This window comes from Chitinimonas sp., assembly GCF_036568685.1.
Lineage (GTDB): Bacteria > Pseudomonadota > Gammaproteobacteria > Burkholderiales > Chitinimonadaceae > Chitinimonas.
The window spans coordinates 1-17,509 of the sequence record NZ_DATCSC010000127.1 but is presented as its reverse complement, the minus strand read 5'-3'; the positions used below and the strand labels follow the sequence as shown (position 1 = coordinate 17,509).

Here is a 17,509-nt window from a genome sequence, read left to right as displayed (position 1 = left end):
CAACCAAGGCTGCCCCACTTCAAGGCAATAGTGCCGACGCCAGGATAAGCGCCAGCACCACGCCTACGGTCAGCGCGCGTCGAAAGCTCAAGAGCCAGCGCGGAAAAAGGCTGGGGTGACGAAAGGCCAGGCCGTGGTCGACCAGGTTCTGGCCCAGGTAGCCGGCCATCAGCAGCGCCAGGCCCTTGTTGGTCGGCAGCATCAGCGCGCCCCAGCCCAGCAGCACGCCCACCGCACCCCATACATAGAAGCGGCCCACCGGCAGCGCCGGTGGCGCATGCACCGCCAGCCCCCACCAGGCCGCACCCAGAAAGCTCAGCACCACCGCCGCATAGATGGCCATGGCATTGATAGGGATCAAGGGATGGTGCGCCCAACCCAGCGCTGCCACCAGCAAACAGGCGTAGAACGGCAGGATGCCGGCGATGCCCAGCCAGAGTGCCGGAGCAGGCGTGGTGGAGAGAAAGCGCATGATCGCTCCTGAGGATGGATGCCCGCCTTCAGTGTTGCCGCTTAAGCCTTGGCTGACAAGGCCAGCAGCCATTCGGCACTGCGCAGGCCGGAGAGCCAGGCGCCCTCCACGCGCGAGCCATTGAGCCAGTCGCCGGCCAGCACCAAATGCTGGTCGAGCAAGCCCAGGCAGCCAAATTGCAGCGGCTGGTCGGCCATTGCGTACAGCCAGCGATGGGCATTGACCTCGGGCGGCTCGATACGGGTATTGGCCAACCGGGCAAAGGCCGATAGCAGCGCCACCGTCACGGCCTCGGGCGATTCACGCACATGCTGCCGCGACCAGACCGGGCTGGCGTGCAACACCCAGGCTTCGGAACGTGGACGGCTCGGCTTGCTGCTGTCGCGCGCCACCCAGCTGAGCAGGCCGGCGTTGACGAAGCAGCCATCGAACTCGCACGGCAGGGGCCGGGCGCAGCGCAACATCACCGACCAGCAGGGCGCCATGCTGACCGACGCCACCTGCGCATACAACGGGTGCTCCATACCCAGCAAGGCCGCTGCCTGCGGGGCAGGCAGGGCCAGTACCAGCCAGCGCGCGTGGCAGCGCCCGCCGTCTTCGAATTTGAGCCGCCAGTCATGACCATTCCAGGCCAGTTCCAGCAGCCGGTGCTCGGCAAAGAAGGGCAGCTTGCCCAACAGGTGCTGGGCCAAGGAGCTCATGCCCGGCACACCCACATAGCGCCGCTCGCTGGGCACGGGCGCGAAGTGCGTACCGTCAAAAGCGCGTATCCGCCCCTGCCATTGCTCCACCACACCGTCCGCCTGCCAGTCCGCCACCGCCAACACCAATTCCGGCGCCCTGGCAGTGAAGTACTGCGCGCCATGGTCAAAGCAGGCCAGGCTGCCGCGCCGGGTTGCCAAGCGTCCCCCCACCCCGCGCGCCTTGTCGAATATCGCCACCTTGGCGCCGGCATTGCTCAAGTGCCGGGCGCAGCTCAAACCGGCCAGCCCCGCGCCGATCACGGCAATATCGACGGTGGCGAGCAGGTCCAGGGTCATCGCAGCATGGGCTTGAGCTTGGCCATTAACTCTGGCGCATCCGGCTCGGTCGGGCTGGAGAAGGCGTATACCGTCTTACCGTCGGGTGCGATCAGATACTTCTGGAAATTCCACTTCGGCGCCTGGCCGGTGGCCTTGCTCAGCGCCTTGAAGAAGGGATTCGCCCCCTCGCCCTGCACGCTGGAAGCCTCGACCATGGGGAACTCGACGAAATAGGTGAGTTTGCAGAAATCACCGATCTCCTTGTTGCTCGCCAGCTCCTGGTTGAAGTCGTTGCTGGGGAAGCCCAGCACCGTCAAGCCCTGGGCACGATACTGCTTGTACATGCCCTCGAGCTTCTCGAACTGCGGGGTGTAACCGCACTTGCTGGCGGTGTTCACCACCAGGATGGGCTTGCCAGCCAGGCCGCACAGGTCTAGCGGCTTGCCCTGCAGGGTCTTGAAGGCATGCTGCAGCAAGGGTGGGCAGTCGGCGGCGTACAGCGGCGATACAAGCGCCATGGCAAGCAAGGCAGGACGCAACATAGGAGGTCTCCAGAGGACGGCGGCGCCCAGGCCAGCGGCGCGGGATGGGATACCGTCAGTGTAGCTGGCAGCCGGCCCCTCGTCAGACCGACAGGCCGCTGGCGAGCTTGATCAACTGCGGCGCAATCTCCTGGGCCCAGCGCGCCGGGCTCAGCCGGTAGGCCGGCCCGCTGCAGTTGATCGCCATCGCCGGGTTGCCACCAGGCAGGGGGACCGCCACCGCATGGATGTCCGGCTCGAACTCGCCAAAGGAGGCGCAATAGCCCTGTTGCCGATAGTCCGCTAGCGCAGCTGCAAGACCCTGCTGCAGTGCCGGCCAGCGCTTACCGTACTCTTCCGCCAGTTGCATATCGAGCGGGCTACGCTCCGCCTCAGCCAGCGTGGCATACAACGCCCGGCCTATGGCGGTAGTGGCCAGCGGCACGCTGGAACCCACCTCCAGCCGTATGCCCACCCGGGTCGGCGCCCGGCAGGTCTCCACATAGACCACCCGCGTCCCTTGCCGCACGCCTAGGGTCACCGAGAGACCGGTGTCTTCCGATAGCCGGCGCATGGGCGCGCGGGCCCGTTCGCGCAGGTCCAGGCCAGCCAGGGCGGCGTAGCCCAGGGTCAGCACCGCCGGCGCCGGATGGTATTTGCCGGCTTCATCCTGGCTCAGATAGCCCAGCTGGCAAAGGGTATAGGTCAGCCGCGAGACGGTGGACTTGGGCAGACCGCAGCGCTGCGCCAGCTCGGTATTGCCCAGCGCCCTGTCGCCGGCCTTGAAGGCCGCCAGCACATCCAGGCCACGGGCCAAGGCGGTGACGAACAGTCGGTCGTTATCATGTTCGGTATTCAAGCGGCACGCCCCTTGGGTTCGATGATGACCAGCGCAATGCCCGCAACCAAAAGGCCAGAGCCCAGCCAGAAAGCCTCCTGCGGCACTTCGCCAAAGCAGAAATAGCCCAAGAGAGGGCTGAACAGCAGCAGCGAGAAGCTGCCCGCCTCCACCGCACTGGCGTCGCCGGCGCGATAGGCATGGATGTAACAGATGAAGACCCCGAGGGTGCACAAGCCCAGGATGGGCAGCAGCCCCCAGGCCGCGACGGGCAAGGTCGGCAGTGCGAAGTCCGACATGAGGCCGAACACCAGCCAGTTGGTCAGGTAGCTCCACCAGATGATGGTGGTGATGGGCTCGACGCTACCCAGCTTCTTCAGCGCCACCCCGAGACCGGCCTCGAACAGCGCACACAAGAGCGCCACCAGTACCGCCGGCTGCAAACCCGCGGTACCCGGCTGCACCATGACCAGCACGCCCAGAAAACCTACCCCTACCCCAGCCCAGCGCAACCAATGCGCCCGCTCGCTCAGGAACAAGACACCCAGCGGCAGCATGAAGAGCGAGACGGTCATCAGATAGGCATTGGTCTCGGCTAGCGGCAGCCGGGTCACCGCCCAGGCGGCACAAAAGGCCGAGGAGGCGATGAAGAAGCCGCGTACCAGGTGCAGCTTGGGGTTGCGGGTCAGCACCAGCCGGCCACGGCTGCGCAACACCAGCGGCAGCAACATGGCCAGCACCACGTTGGCGCGCAGAAAGACCAACTGCTCGGCACTGAGACCGGCGCCACCCAGCTGTTTATTGACCGCACTCATGCCGGCCCAGCACAGCATGGCCAGCATCACCAACCACACACCACGGGTGTTGCCGGACAAGGCCTGCCAGCGAATCAGGAAGGAATTCAGCATCTTGCGTTATTGGGAATGGGCGGGGGACGCGACTTTACACCGGCACTGGCGACGGGTAATCTGTTTCGCATTGTGAAATTGTGTTCCGCATTGCGGAACAATGCAAGCAGCTTGCGAGGACGGCCACGCCCTGCCCGCCAGCCCGAATACGGGCGGCAGCAGGTGCGGGTGGGACTGCGACCCGGCTGGCACCCAGGTGCCATGGAGGAGGAAGCCGGGTCGATGTCCCATCGCGCCGCCCCCGCAAACCGCTGCGCCGTATAGACCAAGAGATGGAGAGAGACATGGCCAAGCCGCACTTCCAATGGGACGACGCCCTGCTGCTGGACGAGCAGCTGACTGAAGACGAGCGCATGATCCGCGACGCCGCGCGTGACTACTGCCAGGGCCGCCTCATGCCCCGCGTGCTGGAGGCCAACCGGCATGAGCATTTCGATCGCGAGATCATGAACGAATTGGGCGAGCTGGGTTTTCTGGGTTCCACCCTGGAAGGCTACGGCTGCGCCGGCGTCTCCCATGTGGCCTATGGCCTGGTAGCACGCGAGGTGGAGCGGGTCGACAGTGGCTACCGCTCGGCCATGAGCGTGCAGTCCTCTCTGGTCATGTACCCCATCTACGCCTACGGTACCGAAGAGCAGAAACAGAAATACCTGCCCAAGCTCGCCACCGGGGAATGGGTGGGCTGCTTTGGCCTGACCGAGCCCAACCACGGCTCGGACCCCGGCAGCATGATCACCCGCGCCCGCTCGGTGGATGGCGGCTATTCGCTCTCCGGCGCCAAGATGTGGATCACCAACTCGCCCATCGCTGACGTGTTTGTGGTCTGGGCCAAGACCGACGACGGCGAGATCCGCGGCTTTGTGCTCGAACGTGGCATGAAGGGCCTCTCCGCCCCCAAGATCGAAGGCAAGTTCTCGTTGCGCGCCTCCATCACCGGCGAGATCGTGATGGATGAGGTCTTCGTGCCCGAAGCCAACCTGCTGCCCAATGTTCGCGGCCTCAAAGGTCCCTTCGGCTGCCTTAACAAGGCCCGCTACGGCATTGCCTGGGGCGCCATGGGTGCCGCCGAGTTCTGCTGGCACGCTGCCCGCCAATACACCCTGGACCGCCTGCAGTTCGGCCGCCCGCTGGCTGCCAACCAACTGATCCAGCTCAAGCTGGCCAACTTCCAGACCGAGATCACCCTGGGCCTGCAGGCCGCCCTGCGCGTGGGTCGGCTGATGGACGAAGGCCGTGCCGCGCCCGAGATGATCAGCCTGATCAAGCGCAACAACTGCGGCAAAGCGCTGGATATCGCCCGCATCAGCCGCGATATGCACGGTGGCAACGGCATCAGCGACGAGTTCCACGTCATCCGCCACGTCATGAATCTGGAAGCGGTCAACACCTACGAGGGTACGCACGACGTGCACGCGCTGATCCTCGGCCGCGCCCAGACCGGTATCGCCGCCTTCGGTCAGTAAATCGAAGGGAAAAGCGCCGGGGGCTTCCTAGAATGAGGAACATCCAAACGACCCGCAGGGTTCCCGATGCGCCTTTCTCTTCTTGCCCTGAGCCTGGCTGCCGGCCTCACCGCGGGCAGCCGGGCGGCGCCTTTCCGGCTCTGCACGCTGGACCAGCCCTTCTACCCCTACACCCTGCCGGATGGCAGCGGCCAGACCCAGGTGCTGTTGCGCCGCGCAGCCCAGAGCATCGGTCTGGCCTTCGACAACCATGTCGCACCACGCCGTCGCTGCCTGGAGGAGCTACGTACCGGCCAGGCCGATGGCGCAGTCGGCGCCTGGATCGCCGAGCGCGAAGCCTACGCGGCCTACCCCTTGCAGGGCGGCCTGCCGGACGAAACCCGCTCGCTGGCATTGACTCGCTTCCTGGTCTATCGCCGGCCTGGCAGTACGGTCAGTTGGGATGGTCATCGCTTCCAAAACCTGGGCGCCGGGCAGGTTGGCGTGCAGCAGGGCTTTGTCCATGTGGCCAAGCTGCAAGCCACCCGCGCCGCCTACGACGATGGCGCGCGGACAGCGGCGCAGAACCTGGAAAAACTGCGCTTGGGTCGGCTGGTCGCCGTGATCGCCCAGGAGGAAGAAGTCGCCAGCCTGCTGCAGGGCCGCTACCAGGGTCTGGTCGAGCCGCTGGATCCGCCCTTTGATCGCACGGTGCTCTTCCTGATGGTGGCGCGCACCTTTTATGAACAGAACCACGAACTGACCGAACGCTACTGGCAAGCTATCCGCAACGAGCGTGAATCAGCGGCCTACCAAAAATACCTGCAACAGTACCGCTGACCTTGATTTGCGGTACGGAGAGAAGCCTACCGTGTCCGCCCTCAAGCACCTGCGCATCCTCGACCTGTCCCGTGTCCTGGCCGGCCCCTGGGCCACCCAGCAGCTGGCCGATATGGGCGCCGACGTCATCAAGATCGAAAAGCCGGACGGCGGCGACGATACCCGCGGCTGGGGGCCACCCTTCCTGCGCGACCGGCACGGTGAAAGCACCCGCGAAGCGGCCTACTACCTCTGCACCAACCGCGGCAAACGCTCGGTAGCACTGGATATCGCCAGTACCGAGGGCCAGGCCGTGCTGCACGAACTGGTGAAAAGCTGCGACGTGGTGGTGGAAAACTTCAAGGTCGGCGGCCTGGCCAAATACCGGCTCGACTACGCCAGCCTGGCCGCCATCAAGCCCGACCTCGTGTACTGCTCCATCACCGGCTTTGGCCAGCATGGCCCACGCGCCGAGCAAGCCGGCTACGACTTCATGATCCAGGGCCTGGGCGGGCTGATGAGCATTACCGGCGAGCCCCAAGGCGAACCGCAGAAGGTGGGTGTTGCGGTTACCGATCTCTTCACCGGCATGTACGCCACGGTCGCCATCCTGGCCGCCCTGGCCCACCGCGACCGCAGTGGTGAGGGCCAACATATCGACCTCGCCCTGTTCGATTGCCAGCTCGCCATGCTGGCCAATGTCGCCAGCAACCATCTGGTGGGTGGCGTAGAGCCGCCGCGCTATGGCAACGCCCACGCCAATATCGTGCCTTACCAGGCTTTTGCCGCCAGCGACGGCCATGTCATCGTCGCAGTCGGCAACGACAGTCAGTTCGCCCGCTTTGCCGAGCTGTGCGGTCACCCGGAATGGGCGCAGGATGCGCGCTATAGCAGCAACAAGGGGCGTGTCACCCATAGAGACAGCCTGATCCCCTTGATCCAGGCTGCGCTGGCGCAAGCCCCGCGCGCGCACTGGATCGGTCAGATGGAGCGGCTAGGCATCCCCGGCGGGCCCATCAATACCATCCCGGAAGCCTTGCACGAACCGCAGGCGCAAGCGCGCGGCGCGGTGGTGGAGATTCCCCACCCGGCCGGTACGGTGCGCATGGTGGCCAACCCGATCAAGTTCTCGCGCACCCCCATCTCCTACGACGTGGCCCCGCCCACACTGGGGCAGCACACCGCCGATGTATTGGGCACGCTGAACTGAAGCTACCGCCATGATCCGCGAACACCTGCCCAGCCCGTCCTATCCCCAGAGCTACTACGCAGCGTCCAGCGCGGATCGCCTGCGCGAGCGGCCCGCCCTGCAAGGCGAAGTGGATACCGAGGTGTGCGTGGTCGGCGCCGGCTTTTCCGGCCTCTACACCGCGCTACGTCTGGCCGAAGCTGGTCGCAAGGTCACCCTGCTGGAAGCCAATCGTGTGGGCTGGGGTGCATCCGGCCGTAACGGTGGCCAGGCCATACTCGGCTTCTCCTGTGATATGCCGCCCATCGAGGCCCAGCTGGGGCGCGACGAGGCCATGGCGATCTGGCAGCTCTTGCGCGAGGCGGCCGGCGAGATCCGCGAGCGGGTTGCCCGCCACGGCATAGACTGCGATCTGCGCCAGGGCCACCTCTGGACTGCCGTGCTGCCACGGCGGGTCAAGCTCTTGACCGACTGGCAGGAGGAAGCCAGCCAGCACTGGGGCTACCGCGACCTGCGCTTTATTGCCAAACACGAGCTGCGCGACTGGGTGGACAGCCCGCGCTACCAGGCCGGCCTGTACGACCCGGAAGCCTGTCATCTGCACCCGCTCAAGTATGTGCTGGGCCTGGCGGAAGCCGCCGAGCGGGCCGGTGCAGTCATCCATGAACAAAGCCCGGCCCTGCGCCATCGCCAAGCTGGCGAGCGCATCGTGGTCGACACCGCCGTCGGCCGGGTGCGCTGCGACGTGTTGGTACTGGCCGCCAATGTCTACCTCGGCGAGCTGGACCGCGAGCGCAGCCGCCGCATCCTGCCGGTAGGCACCTTCATGGTCGCCACCGAGCCCCTGGGCGAACGGGCCCAGCAACTGCTGCCCAGCGGCGCCTGCGTCACCGACAACCAGTTCGTGCTCGACTACTTCCGCCTCAGTGCTGACCAGCGCCTCCTGTTCGGCGGCGGCTGCACCTATCTGGGCGGCATGCCGCGCGATATCCCCGCTGCCATGCGGCCCGCGCTGGAACGGGTCTTTCCACAGCTCAAGGGCATACGGCTCGACTACGGCTGGGGCGGGCTGATCGACTGTACCCTGCGTCGCACGCCCGACTTCGGCCGCCGCGGCAATGTCTATTGGGCGCAGGGTTTTTCCGGCCACGGCGTTATCCCCACCTGCGTGGCGGGTAGAGTATTGGCCGAAGCCATACTGGGTGACGACACCCACTTGTGCCGCTTTATGCGCCTGTCCAACCCGCCCCTGCCCGGTGGCCGCTGGCTGGCCGGCCCCATGGAGGCAGCCGGCAAGACCTGGTATCGCTTGCGCGACCTGTTCTGACCCCCGTTCCAACCCAATCCGACGACCATGAACGAAACCATCCTGCAACGCGCCAGCTTCAACACCCTGATCCGGCCCTATCTGGTCCTGCAGGGCGCCTTCCTGCTGGCCATCACCGTAGTCGGCATCCCTCTGGCCCTGCTCTGGCTCTGCGGCGTCGGCCAATGGTGGGCACGGCACTACTACGACAAGCTCGAGTGCGAGCTCAGCAGCCGTACATTGCGCTTTCGCAAGGGCATCTTGTTCCAGGTCGAAAAGACCATCCCGCTTGAAAACATCCAGGATGTGACCTTTATCGAAGGCCCTATCCTGCGTCAGTTCCACCTGGCCATGCTCAAGTTCGAGACCGCCGGCCAGAGCCAGCATGCCGGCAACCAGATGTCGCTGGTGGGCATCATCGACGCCCATGAATTCCGCAGCCGCATCCTGGCCGCCCGAGACGCCCTGCGCCATGGCCAGCCGATTGGCACCGCCGCAAACGCACCCGATGCGCAGCTGGTCCTCTTGGCCCGCATCGCCGAGCGGCTCGATGAAATCAGCCTGCTGCTGCAGTCACGCGCCAGCAACCCGAATCCCGTACACCCGGCCCAGGCCGGCTCGTCCCAGCCCGAGAAGCAATCATGAAACAGCACGACCCGATCTCTTCCTTCCTGACCCAGCATGCCGCGCGCGAAGTGGAATGCCTGGTCGCCGACATCAATGGTGTACCGCGTGGCAAGGCCATGCCGGCCAAGGCCTTTGCGGCCGGCCAGGAGCTGCGCCTGTGCCGCGCCGTGGCCATCCATACCGTGACCGGGGACTGGGCCGACTACCGTTATTCGGGCGAGGGCGACCCGGACATGCGCCTGGTACCGCTGCTCGACACCCTCAAGCCAGTACCCTGGGCCAGCCAGCCACGCGCCCTGGTGCTGCACGACTGCGTGGACCTGGACGGCCAGCCCACCCCCATTGCCGGCCGCAACGTGCTCAAACGGGTACTGGCGCAGTATGCCGAACGGGGCTGGTCGCCGGTGGTCGCGCCGGAGCTGGAGTTCTATCTCTTCGCCGCCAATACCGACCCCGACCAGCCGTTCACCCCGCCCGTCAGCCGCAATGGCCGGCGCGAGGACGGCAACCAGGGCTTCAGCATGGGTGGCCTCAACGATCATGCTGCCTTCTGGGATGAGGTCTACGCTGCGCTCGACATATTGGGCATACCGGGCGACACCTTTGTCCATGAACTCGGCCCCAGCCAGTACGAGATCAACCTCTTGCATGGCGATGCACTCACGCTTGCCGACCAGACGCTGCTGTTCAAGTACGCCCTGCGTGAGATCGGCTTCAAGCACGGCCTGCAGGTGGTATACATGGCCAAGCCGCTGGCGGGTCAACCCGGCAGCTCCATGCACCTGCACCAGAGCGTAGTGGACAAGGACGGGCGCAATATCTTCAGCGCGGCCGATGGCAGCGCCACCGCCCTGTTCCGCCACTTTATCGCCGGCCAACAACGGCTGATCCCCGAACTGATGCCGCTGTTCTGCCCACATGTGAACAGCTATCGGCGCTTTGCCAAGCACATGGCCGCACCGGTCAACCTCGCCTGGAGCCATGACAACCGCTCGGCCGGCATCCGCATACCCCTCTCCTCACCCGTGGCGCGGCGGGTCGAGAACCGGATCCCGGGTTGCGACGCCAACCCCTACCTCGCCCTGGCCGGCAGCCTGGCGGCGGGCCTGCACGGCATGGAACAGGCATTGGAGCCAACTGCCGAGGCGCTCGGTACCGTGTTCGACCAGGCGGACAGCGGCCCCGCCTTGCCGCGCAGCCTGGATGCCGCGCTCGCGGCCCTGCATGGCAGTGCCGTCGCCCGCCACCGGCTGGGGGATGCCTTCGTCGACGCCTTCGTCGCGGTCAAGGAGTTGGAGCTCGATAGCTTCTGGGGCGAAATCACCCCCTGGGAGCGACGTTACCTGGCCGGGCTGATCTGAGTGCCCGTGCATGGTCGCGTCCCCATCTGGACAGACCATGCACAGACCCTGAACCCACCACCGGCGGTACATCCGTACAACAAGGCCGCTGGAAACCCATCAGGCCTTGATGCTGCGCATTGCCCGCAGCGGCAGGGCACGGCACAATCGCGGCCACATCGTCAGGGCCAGCGGCCCCCACAGCACAGGAATGCGCATGGCGGCACTAGGTCTGGGTTTACGCGGCAAATCACTGTTGGCACTGGCGCTCGCCTGCCTCTTGGCCTTGGTGCCGGCCGCCTTGATCGGTTGGCAGGTGGTGGACAATATCCGCAACCACTTCGGCCTCGCCTATGCCCGTAACGCCACGCTGCTGAGCCGCGAGCGGGTATTCGCTCCGGTTTCGCGTGAATTGGCCCTGTCGCAACGGCTGGCCGCTTCCGAGGTCACCCGCCAATGGCTGGAAGACGAGACCAACCCCGCCAAGCGCGACCTGTTCTTCCGCGAGGCCGAGGGCTATCGCAGCGACTTCCGCGATCACTCCTACTTCATCGCCTCCGACCGCTCGCACCAGTACTACTTCAACGACACCAAGGGCAGCTTCAGCGCCGCGCCACGCTACCGGCTGGAAACCGGCAAGGATGCCGACAGCTGGTACTTCAATACCCTGCGAGACATCTCGCACTACGCCATCAACGTCAACCGTGACGTCACCCTCAACGAGACCAAGGTCTGGTTCAACATCATCGTCCGCGACGGCGAGCGCAAGATCGGCATGGCGGGTACCGGCCTCGACCTGACCACCTTCCTCAAGCAGTTCGTCAACAGTGACGAAGCCGGTGTCACCCCCATCATCATCGACCGCAAGGGTGACATCCAGGCCCATCCGGACCCCAGCCTGATCGGCTACAACTCCGCTACCCAGCGCGCCAGCAACGAAGCCACCAGTCTGTTCCGGCTGCTGGGCGACAACCGCCAGATACAGTCGGTGCGCGATGCCATGAAGGCCGCCGAGGCACAACCCGGCAGCGTCGAGGTGCGCAAGGTCAAGCTCAGCGGCAAAGCCCAGCTGCTGGCCATCAGCTATGTCCCGGAGCTGTCCTGGTTCATCCTCACCGCCGTGGATCTGCACGCCGCCAAGGTGATCGAGGATCAGTGGCTCACCCCCATGCTGCTGACCCTGGCGGTGCTGCTGGTCGCCCTCCTGGCAGGCTTTGCCTACGCCGTCGAAGCCCTGGTGCTACGGCCCTTGCGGCAGCTGCAGCAGACCGCCAAGGCCATGGCCGCCGGCCAATACGAAGTGGCCCTGCCCGAGGGTCGTGCCGATGAGATCGGCCAGCTCAGCGCGGCGTTTGGAGTGATGGCGCAAAAGGTGCGCAGCCATACCGCCGACCTGGAATCGCGCGTGAAGGAGCGGACCCAGGCGCTGGAGCAGGCCAACCGCGACATGGCGGCGGCGCACAAGAAGATTGATGATTCGATCGACTACGCCAGCCTGATCCAGCGCGCCATCCTGCCCAACCGTCAGCTGATGAGCGATATGGACGAGCGACATGCCGTGCTGTGGCGGCCGCGCGATGTGGTGGGCGGTGATTTCTACGTCTACCGCGCCGGTGAGCAGGGTTATCTGCTGGGGGTGGTGGATTGCGCCGGCCACGGCGTGCCCGGCGCGCTGATGACCATGCTGGCCCACGCCGCCATCGACCAGGCCATCGCCGACGCGGGTCTCTCCGACCCTGCCGCCATCCTTGCCCGTACCGACCAGATCGTGCGCGCCATGCTGCGCGACCAACCCGAGCAGCAGGCGCTGGCCACCAATATGGACGTGGGCCTAGTGCATGTGGATACCGCGGCGCGCGAGGTCACCTTCGCCGGCGCCAAGATCGCGCTCTACTACAGCGATGGCGAGACCGTAGAACAGCTACCCGGCGCCCGCCGCGCCATCGGTGACAAGCGCCTGGGCCAGTACAGCAACGCCCGCCTGCCGCTCAAGGCCGGCCGCAGCTTCTACCTCACCACCGATGGTTTCCTCGACCAGGCCGGCGGCGAGCAGGGCTTTGGTTTTGGCAGCAGCCGCTTTGCTGAGATGATCCTGCGCCACGCCAGCCGCCCCTTGGCCGAGCAAGGCAGCGCCTTTGCCGCTACGCTGGCGAGCTACCAGGGCGAGCACGCCCAGCGCGACGATATTACGATGCTGTGTTTCCGCTTTGACTGATAGCCTGCTCAACCCCAGATACGGAGCTACGATGGATTCGATTGACCTGTATAGCATGCGCGAGAGCTACAACCGGCAACAGATCATGCTGTGCTTCAATGGCCCGATCTCGCGCAGCCTGATCGAGGAAATCGGCAACGCCCTGCGCAACTACCTGCAGGCCGACCATGCCCACCCCTCGGCGGCCATGGATGTGTTCGGCGTGTATATCGAGATGACCCAGAACATCCGCCACTACGCCACCCTCAAGGGCTGGGCCGAGCAGGATGCCGCCGCCACGGTGGTGATCGCCCGCGACAGCGACGGCCACTACGTGGTCTCGGCCGGCAATCTGGTCGAAGAGGCTGACGGCCGCAACCTGCTGGCCCAGATAGACAAGCTGGCCGGCCTCGACAAGGCGGCACTCAAGGCCGCCTACAAGGAACAACTGCGCAAGCCACGCGATGAAAGCGCCAGCAGCGGCGCCGGCCTTGGGTTGATCGATATCGCCCGCAAGGCCAGCGCCCCGCTGGTCGCCTCACTGCGCGAGCTGGCCGACGGCCGCGCCTTTTTCAGCCTGCGCGCCGTGATCTAAGCAATCGAAGAGCAAAAACCATGAGTGATTTTTCCATTAGCGGTACCCAATCCACCCCGGCCATCCAAGGCGTCTGGGGCAGCGGTACCTTGAGCATGCAGGGCGACTCCTACCCGGAGAACTCCTACGAATTGTTCCATCAAGTCTTCGAGTGGGTGCAGCGCTACCTGGCCGAAGCCGGCCGGCCGCTGCAGCTCGAACTGCGCCTGCTCTACCTCAACACCAGCAGCATCAAGGCCATGATGGACATCTTCGACCTGCTCGAAGAGGCCCACCACAAGGGCAAACCGGTGGCGGTGAACTGGCACTACGACAACCGCAACGAGCGGGTGGCCGAACTGGCCGAGGAATTCAAGGAAGACTGCACCTTTCCCTTTGAAATCGTCGGTCACGACTAGGACTCGCCATGAAACCAGACCAGAGCGAACTGGAAGCAGTCATCAAACGCTTCCTGGCCGACCCAGACTACCGCGACCACCCGGTCACCCATGTGCTGGGGCAGCTCTGGCAGCAGCACCGCGAGTTGCTCAACCGCATGGAGCGCATCACCCGTGTCTCCGACGTCTACCAGAGCCTGGCACGCGAACGGGAAATGAGCCTGTCCGAGCGCTTTGACAAGCAGCTGCGGCAGCTGGAGAAAGTAGCCCGCATCTCGGACCGCTACCAGCACATGATGCGCGATCTCAACCTCGCGCTGCGCGAGGCCTCCACCCGCGATTCGCTGACCGGGATCGCCAACCGCAGGCTGCTGGTGGAGCGGCTCAAGGCCGAGGTCGAACGGAGCGAGCGGCAGCAACACACCTTCAGCGTGGCGATGATAGACATCGACTACTTCAAGCTGGTCAACGACCAGTACGGTCATGAAGTCGGCGATACCGCCCTGATCGAAATTACCCGCGTGATGGAGGCCGAGGTGCGGGAATACGACCTGTGCGGCCGCTGGGGCGGCGAGGAATTCCTGATCCTGCTGCCCGAGACCGATGTGGCGACCGCCGCCGGCGTGATCGAGCGCATGCGCGACAACATCCGCACCCTGGCCATCCGCGTTGGCGAGCAGACGCTCAGCCTTACGGTCAGCGCGGGCCTGGCCCAACACGCCGCGGGCGAGAGCTACTCCGAGACCATCAAGCGGGCCGACACCGCCCTGCTGGCCGCCAAGCGCGGCGGCCGCGACCGCTGCGAAATGGCCTGAGCACCGCCGGCACCTGAAGCTGGCCAGCCTGCCTCAAAAGGGGCTTTCCATGGGACAATCCGCCCCACACCGGGTCGGCACCATGTCGGCCCGGCCCTTTTTCCCAGCCCGCTAGCGCCCCATGCTGTTTAATTCCTACATCTTTATCTTCGTCTTCCTGCCGGCAACCCTGCTCGGCTTCTATCTCTTGGGGCGGCGGAATCCGATGTGGGCATCAGGCTGGCTTGCCGCCGCCTCACTGACCTTCTATGGCTGGTGGGATGCCCGCTATGTGGCCTTGCTGCTGGCCTCCATCGCCTTCAACTACCTGGCTGGTTACGGCCTGGCCCAAATGGCCGCGCGCGGCACTCCCCGCCGCAAGCTCGCACTGGGCCTCGCCATCGCCGCCGACCTGGGGCTCCTGGCCTACTTCAAGTACGCCAACTTCCTGGTCGACAACCTCGCCCGGCTCACGGGGCTGCACTGGGCCATGGCCGCCATCGTGCTGCCGCTGGGCATCTCCTTCTACACCTTCACGCAGATCGCCTTCCTGGTCGATACCTACCAGGGCAAGGTGCGCGAGTATCGCTTCCTCCACTACGTGCTCTTCATCACCTACTTCCCGCACCTGATCGCGGGTCCGGTGCTGCACCACAAGGAGATGATGCCGCAGTTCGCCCATGCCGATATCTGCCAGCCGAACTGGGACAACCTCGCCCGCGGCCTTACCCTGTTCCTCCTGGGCCTGGGCAAGAAGGTACTGCTGGCCGACACCCTGGCCCAGCCCGCCAATGCCGTCTTCCACCTGCTGGCCCAAGGCCAGACCGTCAGCACAGCCGAGAGCTGGATCGGCATCCTGGCCTATACCCTGCAACTCTATTTCGACTTCTCGGCCTATTCGGACATGGCCATCGGCATCTCGATGTTGTTCAATATCCGCCTGCCGCAGAACTTTGATTCCCCCTACCAGGCTCGCAGCATCATCGACTTCTGGCGCCGCTGGCATATGACCCTGTCGCGCTTTCTGCGTGACTACCTCTATATCCCGCTGGGCGGCAACCAGCACGGCGACGGCCGCCGCTACGCCAATCTGATGATCACCATGCTGCTCGGTGGCCTGTGGCACGGCGCCGGCTGGACCTATGTCATCTGGGGCGGCCTGCACGGCCTCTACCTGCTGGTCAACCATGCCTGGCGTGCCCTGATGGCGCGGCACGGCTGGCACGGTGAGGGCCGGCTCTATCAAACGGCCGCCTGGATGCTGACCCTGCTCGCGGTAATGCTGGGTTGGGTGTTCTTCCGTGCCGACAGCCTCGCCAGCGCGCTCTCGCTGCTGCACAGCCTCGCGGGCCTCGCCAGCGCAGCCGTGCAGTCGGCCGGCATCGAGCGGGCCAGCGCCCTACCCATGCTGTTGCTGGGCTTCGCCATCGCGCTCTACCTGCCCAATGCACAAGCTGCCGCTCTGTCCGCGCCAGAGAGCCGGCAGGGGCTCCTGCGCCGGCTGGGCTGGCGCCCCACGCTGGGCTACGCCGCCCTCATGACCCTGCTCGGCTATGGCGTGCTGACCAATCTGCACAAGCCTTCCGAATTCCTCTACTTCCAGTTCTGACCTGATCGCCGTCGCGCCATGTCCCGTCTGTCACGCCCCCTTTCCCTGAAGAACTACTGCCTGGTCATCGTGGCGGCGCTGCTGTGCATGGCCATCGTCGGCGCCCTGGGTGCCGCCTGGAGCCGCCCGCTGACCGGCGATCTCGCCCGCCTGGGCCACCTGCCGGAAGTCGAATTCGGCCCGCGCCAGACCCCGCCGCCCATCCCCGAGCAATGGCGTATCAACAGCGCCTTTGCCAAGGCCGACGTACTGGTGATCGGTGACTCCTTCTCCATCGGCCAGATCTGGCAAAGCCGCCTGCAGGCCCACGGCCTGCGGACCGCGACCGTGCACTGGGACCTGCTGGAGGCCTGCACCGGCGCACCGGACTTCGGCAGCCATCTCGCCCGGCTGATCCGCGAATCGGGCTTCAAGGGTCGCCAGATCATCATCGAGAGTGTGGAGCGCAGCCTGGAAGGCCGCATGCAGCTGAGCTGCGAACCGACCGCCGCGCCCGCCGCCCCCTTGCAGCTGATCAAGACCAACGCACTGGAGCAACAGCAAGGCGTATTAGGTTGGGACTGGGTCTACAAGGCGCTGTGGCACACGCTGCGGCTCAAGCAACAGCCCCAGGACGTCACTTTCCAACACACCCGCGTGGTGGCCATGGTCGATGGTTGCCAGCAATTCAGCCATCGCCGCTGCGAGTATGGCCTCTTCTACCGCAACGACTTCCAGAAGCCCACCTTCGAAGGCGCCCCGCAGCTCGCCGCGATCGACCAGCGCCTGCGCGAGGCCGGCCTGCAGCCGCTATGGCTGGTGATGCCAGACAAATCCTCGGTCTACCTGCCCGCCGGCTACGGCCAGCAACACCGCTACGTCGACCCCTGGCAAGCCATCAAGGCGCTACCCGGCGTCCACCAACTCGACCTCGGCCCCCTGCTGCGCGAAGCCCGCCTCACGCAACGCGACCTCTACCTACCCGACGACACCCACCTGAGCCGCGAAGGCTTCAACCTCGTCGGCGAAGCTGTCTGGCGCGCACTGACAAGCAATAACGCACAACCAGCCAACTAAGGCCCCTGAATACCCCGCCAAAGGATGGCGGTGAGTGTTTGCAGACACCCAACCCGCATTCCTTGGGCGGAAGCCCACGAGCGCAGCGAGGTTCCCCGCCAGCGGGCGGGGCGGAGGGGGTAGGGATGCGATCACGGATAGGGCCGGCTCACATTCAGCCATCGCAGAGGGTCAACACCCGGGTCCCCCCGGGGCCTGTGCTGAACCAAGAGCTTAGGCACAAGTTGTGAAAGAAAGGCCCTACAACCAGCCCTTGTCCCGCGCCAAGCGTGCCGCCTCCACCCGGTTGGCCGCCCCGAGCTTGCCGATAGCCTCCGACAGATAGTTGCGCACCGTGCCCTCGGATAGGTGCACGATGCCAGCAATCTCGCCGGAGGACTTGCCCTCCCCCGCCAACCTT

At 65.4% G+C, this 17,509-nt stretch carries 18 protein-coding genes; 12 read left to right on the top strand and 6 right to left on the bottom strand.

Annotated features, from left to right (window positions below; translation table 11 throughout):
- Nucleotides 1–19: 19 nt before the first annotated feature.
- The 5 genes from VIM95_RS18095 to VIM95_RS18075 all read right to left on the bottom strand — a co-directional run bounded on the left by VIM95_RS18095 (nt 20) and on the right by VIM95_RS18075 (nt 3,761).
- Nucleotides 20–472, bottom strand: a complete 453-nt coding sequence (locus VIM95_RS18095) for a DUF3429 domain-containing protein (protein ID WP_331988528.1) — start codon at nt 470–472, stop codon at nt 20–22.
- 41 nt (nt 473–513) lie between these two features.
- Entirely contained in the window at nt 514–1,512 is a 999-nt protein-coding gene (locus VIM95_RS18090; protein WP_331988526.1) for an NAD(P)/FAD-dependent oxidoreductase, read from the bottom strand.
- Complete coding sequence (locus tag VIM95_RS18085; protein WP_331988524.1) at nt 1,509–2,036, bottom strand: glutathione peroxidase; 528 nt, start codon at nt 2,034–2,036, stop codon at nt 1,509–1,511. Before VIM95_RS18085 ends, VIM95_RS18090 begins: the two co-directional genes overlap by 4 nt.
- A gap of 82 nt (nt 2,037–2,118) precedes the next feature.
- Entirely contained in the window at nt 2,119–2,874 is a 756-nt protein-coding gene (locus tag VIM95_RS18080; protein ID WP_331988522.1) for an IclR family transcriptional regulator, read from the bottom strand.
- On the bottom strand, nt 2,871–3,761 hold the full coding sequence (locus VIM95_RS18075; RefSeq protein WP_331988520.1) for a DMT family transporter: 891 nt from the start codon (nt 3,759–3,761) through the stop codon (nt 2,871–2,873). Before VIM95_RS18075 ends, VIM95_RS18080 begins: the two co-directional genes overlap by 4 nt.
- A gap of 284 nt (nt 3,762–4,045) precedes the next feature.
- On the opposite strand from VIM95_RS18075, the gene VIM95_RS18070 reads away from it, so the two are divergent.
- From VIM95_RS18070 to VIM95_RS18015, 12 genes are all read left to right on the top strand, one after another.
- Entirely contained in the window at nt 4,046–5,224 is a 1,179-nt protein-coding gene (locus VIM95_RS18070; RefSeq protein WP_331988518.1) for an acyl-CoA dehydrogenase, read from the top strand.
- 66 nt (nt 5,225–5,290) lie between these two features.
- Nucleotides 5,291–6,043 carry a hypothetical protein gene (locus VIM95_RS18065; RefSeq protein ID WP_331988516.1) on the top strand — a complete coding sequence of 251 codons (753 nt, stop codon included), beginning with the start codon at nt 5,291–5,293 and terminating at the stop codon, nt 6,041–6,043.
- A gap of 31 nt (nt 6,044–6,074) precedes the next feature.
- Nucleotides 6,075–7,232 carry a CaiB/BaiF CoA-transferase family protein gene (locus tag VIM95_RS18060; RefSeq protein WP_331988514.1) on the top strand — a complete coding sequence of 386 codons (1,158 nt, stop codon included), beginning with the start codon at nt 6,075–6,077 and terminating at the stop codon, nt 7,230–7,232.
- A 10-nt stretch (nt 7,233–7,242) separates the two neighbouring features.
- Nucleotides 7,243–8,538 (top strand): FAD-binding oxidoreductase, encoded by a 1,296-nt coding sequence (locus tag VIM95_RS18055; RefSeq protein ID WP_331988512.1) that lies wholly within the window; start codon nt 7,243–7,245, stop codon nt 8,536–8,538.
- Nucleotides 8,539–8,565: 27 nt separating this feature from the next.
- Complete coding sequence (locus tag VIM95_RS18050; RefSeq protein WP_331988510.1) at nt 8,566–9,162, top strand: PH domain-containing protein; 597 nt, start codon at nt 8,566–8,568, stop codon at nt 9,160–9,162.
- Nucleotides 9,159–10,505, top strand: coding sequence for a glutamine synthetase family protein (locus VIM95_RS18045; RefSeq protein ID WP_331988508.1), 1,347 nt, complete (start codon nt 9,159–9,161; stop codon nt 10,503–10,505). The genes VIM95_RS18050 and VIM95_RS18045 overlap by 4 nt, the downstream gene beginning before the upstream one ends.
- Nucleotides 10,506–10,701: 196 nt before the next feature.
- Nucleotides 10,702–12,699 (top strand): biofilm regulation protein phosphatase SiaA, encoded by a 1,998-nt coding sequence (gene siaA, locus VIM95_RS18040; RefSeq protein ID WP_331988505.1) that lies wholly within the window; start codon nt 10,702–10,704, stop codon nt 12,697–12,699.
- Between the two features lie 31 nt (nt 12,700–12,730).
- Entirely contained in the window at nt 12,731–13,273 is a 543-nt protein-coding gene (gene siaB / locus VIM95_RS18035) for a biofilm regulation protein kinase SiaB (protein WP_331988503.1), read from the top strand.
- 20 nt (nt 13,274–13,293) lie between these two features.
- Complete coding sequence (gene siaC / locus VIM95_RS18030; protein ID WP_331988501.1) at nt 13,294–13,671, top strand: biofilm regulation phosphoprotein SiaC; 378 nt, start codon at nt 13,294–13,296, stop codon at nt 13,669–13,671.
- An 8-nt stretch (nt 13,672–13,679) separates the two neighbouring features.
- A complete protein-coding gene (gene siaD, locus VIM95_RS18025; RefSeq protein ID WP_331988499.1) occupies nt 13,680–14,465 on the top strand; it encodes a biofilm regulation diguanylate cyclase SiaD in 786 nt (261 codons plus the stop codon).
- A gap of 121 nt (nt 14,466–14,586) precedes the next feature.
- Entirely contained in the window at nt 14,587–16,053 is a 1,467-nt protein-coding gene (locus tag VIM95_RS18020) for an MBOAT family protein (RefSeq protein ID WP_331988497.1), read from the top strand.
- Between the two features lie 18 nt (nt 16,054–16,071).
- A complete protein-coding gene (locus tag VIM95_RS18015; protein WP_331988495.1) occupies nt 16,072–17,109 on the top strand; it encodes an alginate O-acetyltransferase AlgX-related protein in 1,038 nt (345 codons plus the stop codon).
- A gap of 240 nt (nt 17,110–17,349) precedes the next feature.
- Here the strand turns inward: VIM95_RS18015 and VIM95_RS23335 are convergent, their stop codons facing one another.
- Nucleotides 17,350–17,505 (bottom strand): response regulator transcription factor, encoded by a 156-nt coding sequence (locus VIM95_RS23335; RefSeq protein WP_349258187.1) that lies wholly within the window; start codon nt 17,503–17,505, stop codon nt 17,350–17,352.
- Between the last annotated feature and the right edge of the window lie 4 nt (nt 17,506–17,509).

Excerpts from the sequence above, each read along its gene's own strand:
- VIM95_RS18015 (WP_331988495.1), top strand. The coding sequence starts at position 16,072 with ATGTCCCGTCTGTCACGCCCCCTTTCCCTGAAGAACTACTGCCTGGTC.
- VIM95_RS18085 (WP_331988524.1), bottom strand. The coding sequence starts at position 2,036 with ATGTTGCGTCCTGCCTTGCTTGCCATGGCGCTTGTATCGCCGCTGTAC.
- siaA (WP_331988505.1), top strand. The coding sequence starts at position 10,702 with ATGGCGGCACTAGGTCTGGGTTTACGCGGCAAATCACTGTTGGCACTG.
- VIM95_RS18090 (WP_331988526.1), bottom strand. The coding sequence starts at position 1,512 with ATGACCCTGGACCTGCTCGCCACCGTCGATATTGCCGTGATCGGCGCG.
- VIM95_RS18095 (WP_331988528.1), bottom strand. The coding sequence starts at position 472 with ATGCGCTTTCTCTCCACCACGCCTGCTCCGGCACTCTGGCTGGGCATC.
- siaC (WP_331988501.1), top strand. The coding sequence starts at position 13,294 with ATGAGTGATTTTTCCATTAGCGGTACCCAATCCACCCCGGCCATCCAA.
- VIM95_RS18055 (WP_331988512.1), top strand. The coding sequence starts at position 7,243 with ATGATCCGCGAACACCTGCCCAGCCCGTCCTATCCCCAGAGCTACTAC.
- siaB (WP_331988503.1), top strand. The coding sequence starts at position 12,731 with ATGGATTCGATTGACCTGTATAGCATGCGCGAGAGCTACAACCGGCAA.
- siaD (WP_331988499.1), top strand. The coding sequence starts at position 13,680 with ATGAAACCAGACCAGAGCGAACTGGAAGCAGTCATCAAACGCTTCCTG.
- VIM95_RS18070 (WP_331988518.1), top strand. The coding sequence starts at position 4,046 with ATGGCCAAGCCGCACTTCCAATGGGACGACGCCCTGCTGCTGGACGAG.
- VIM95_RS18065 (WP_331988516.1), top strand. The coding sequence starts at position 5,291 with ATGCGCCTTTCTCTTCTTGCCCTGAGCCTGGCTGCCGGCCTCACCGCG.
- VIM95_RS18045 (WP_331988508.1), top strand. The coding sequence starts at position 9,159 with ATGAAACAGCACGACCCGATCTCTTCCTTCCTGACCCAGCATGCCGCG.
- VIM95_RS18050 (WP_331988510.1), top strand. The coding sequence starts at position 8,566 with ATGAACGAAACCATCCTGCAACGCGCCAGCTTCAACACCCTGATCCGG.
- VIM95_RS18020 (WP_331988497.1), top strand. The coding sequence starts at position 14,587 with ATGCTGTTTAATTCCTACATCTTTATCTTCGTCTTCCTGCCGGCAACC.
- VIM95_RS18075 (WP_331988520.1), bottom strand. The coding sequence starts at position 3,761 with ATGCTGAATTCCTTCCTGATTCGCTGGCAGGCCTTGTCCGGCAACACC.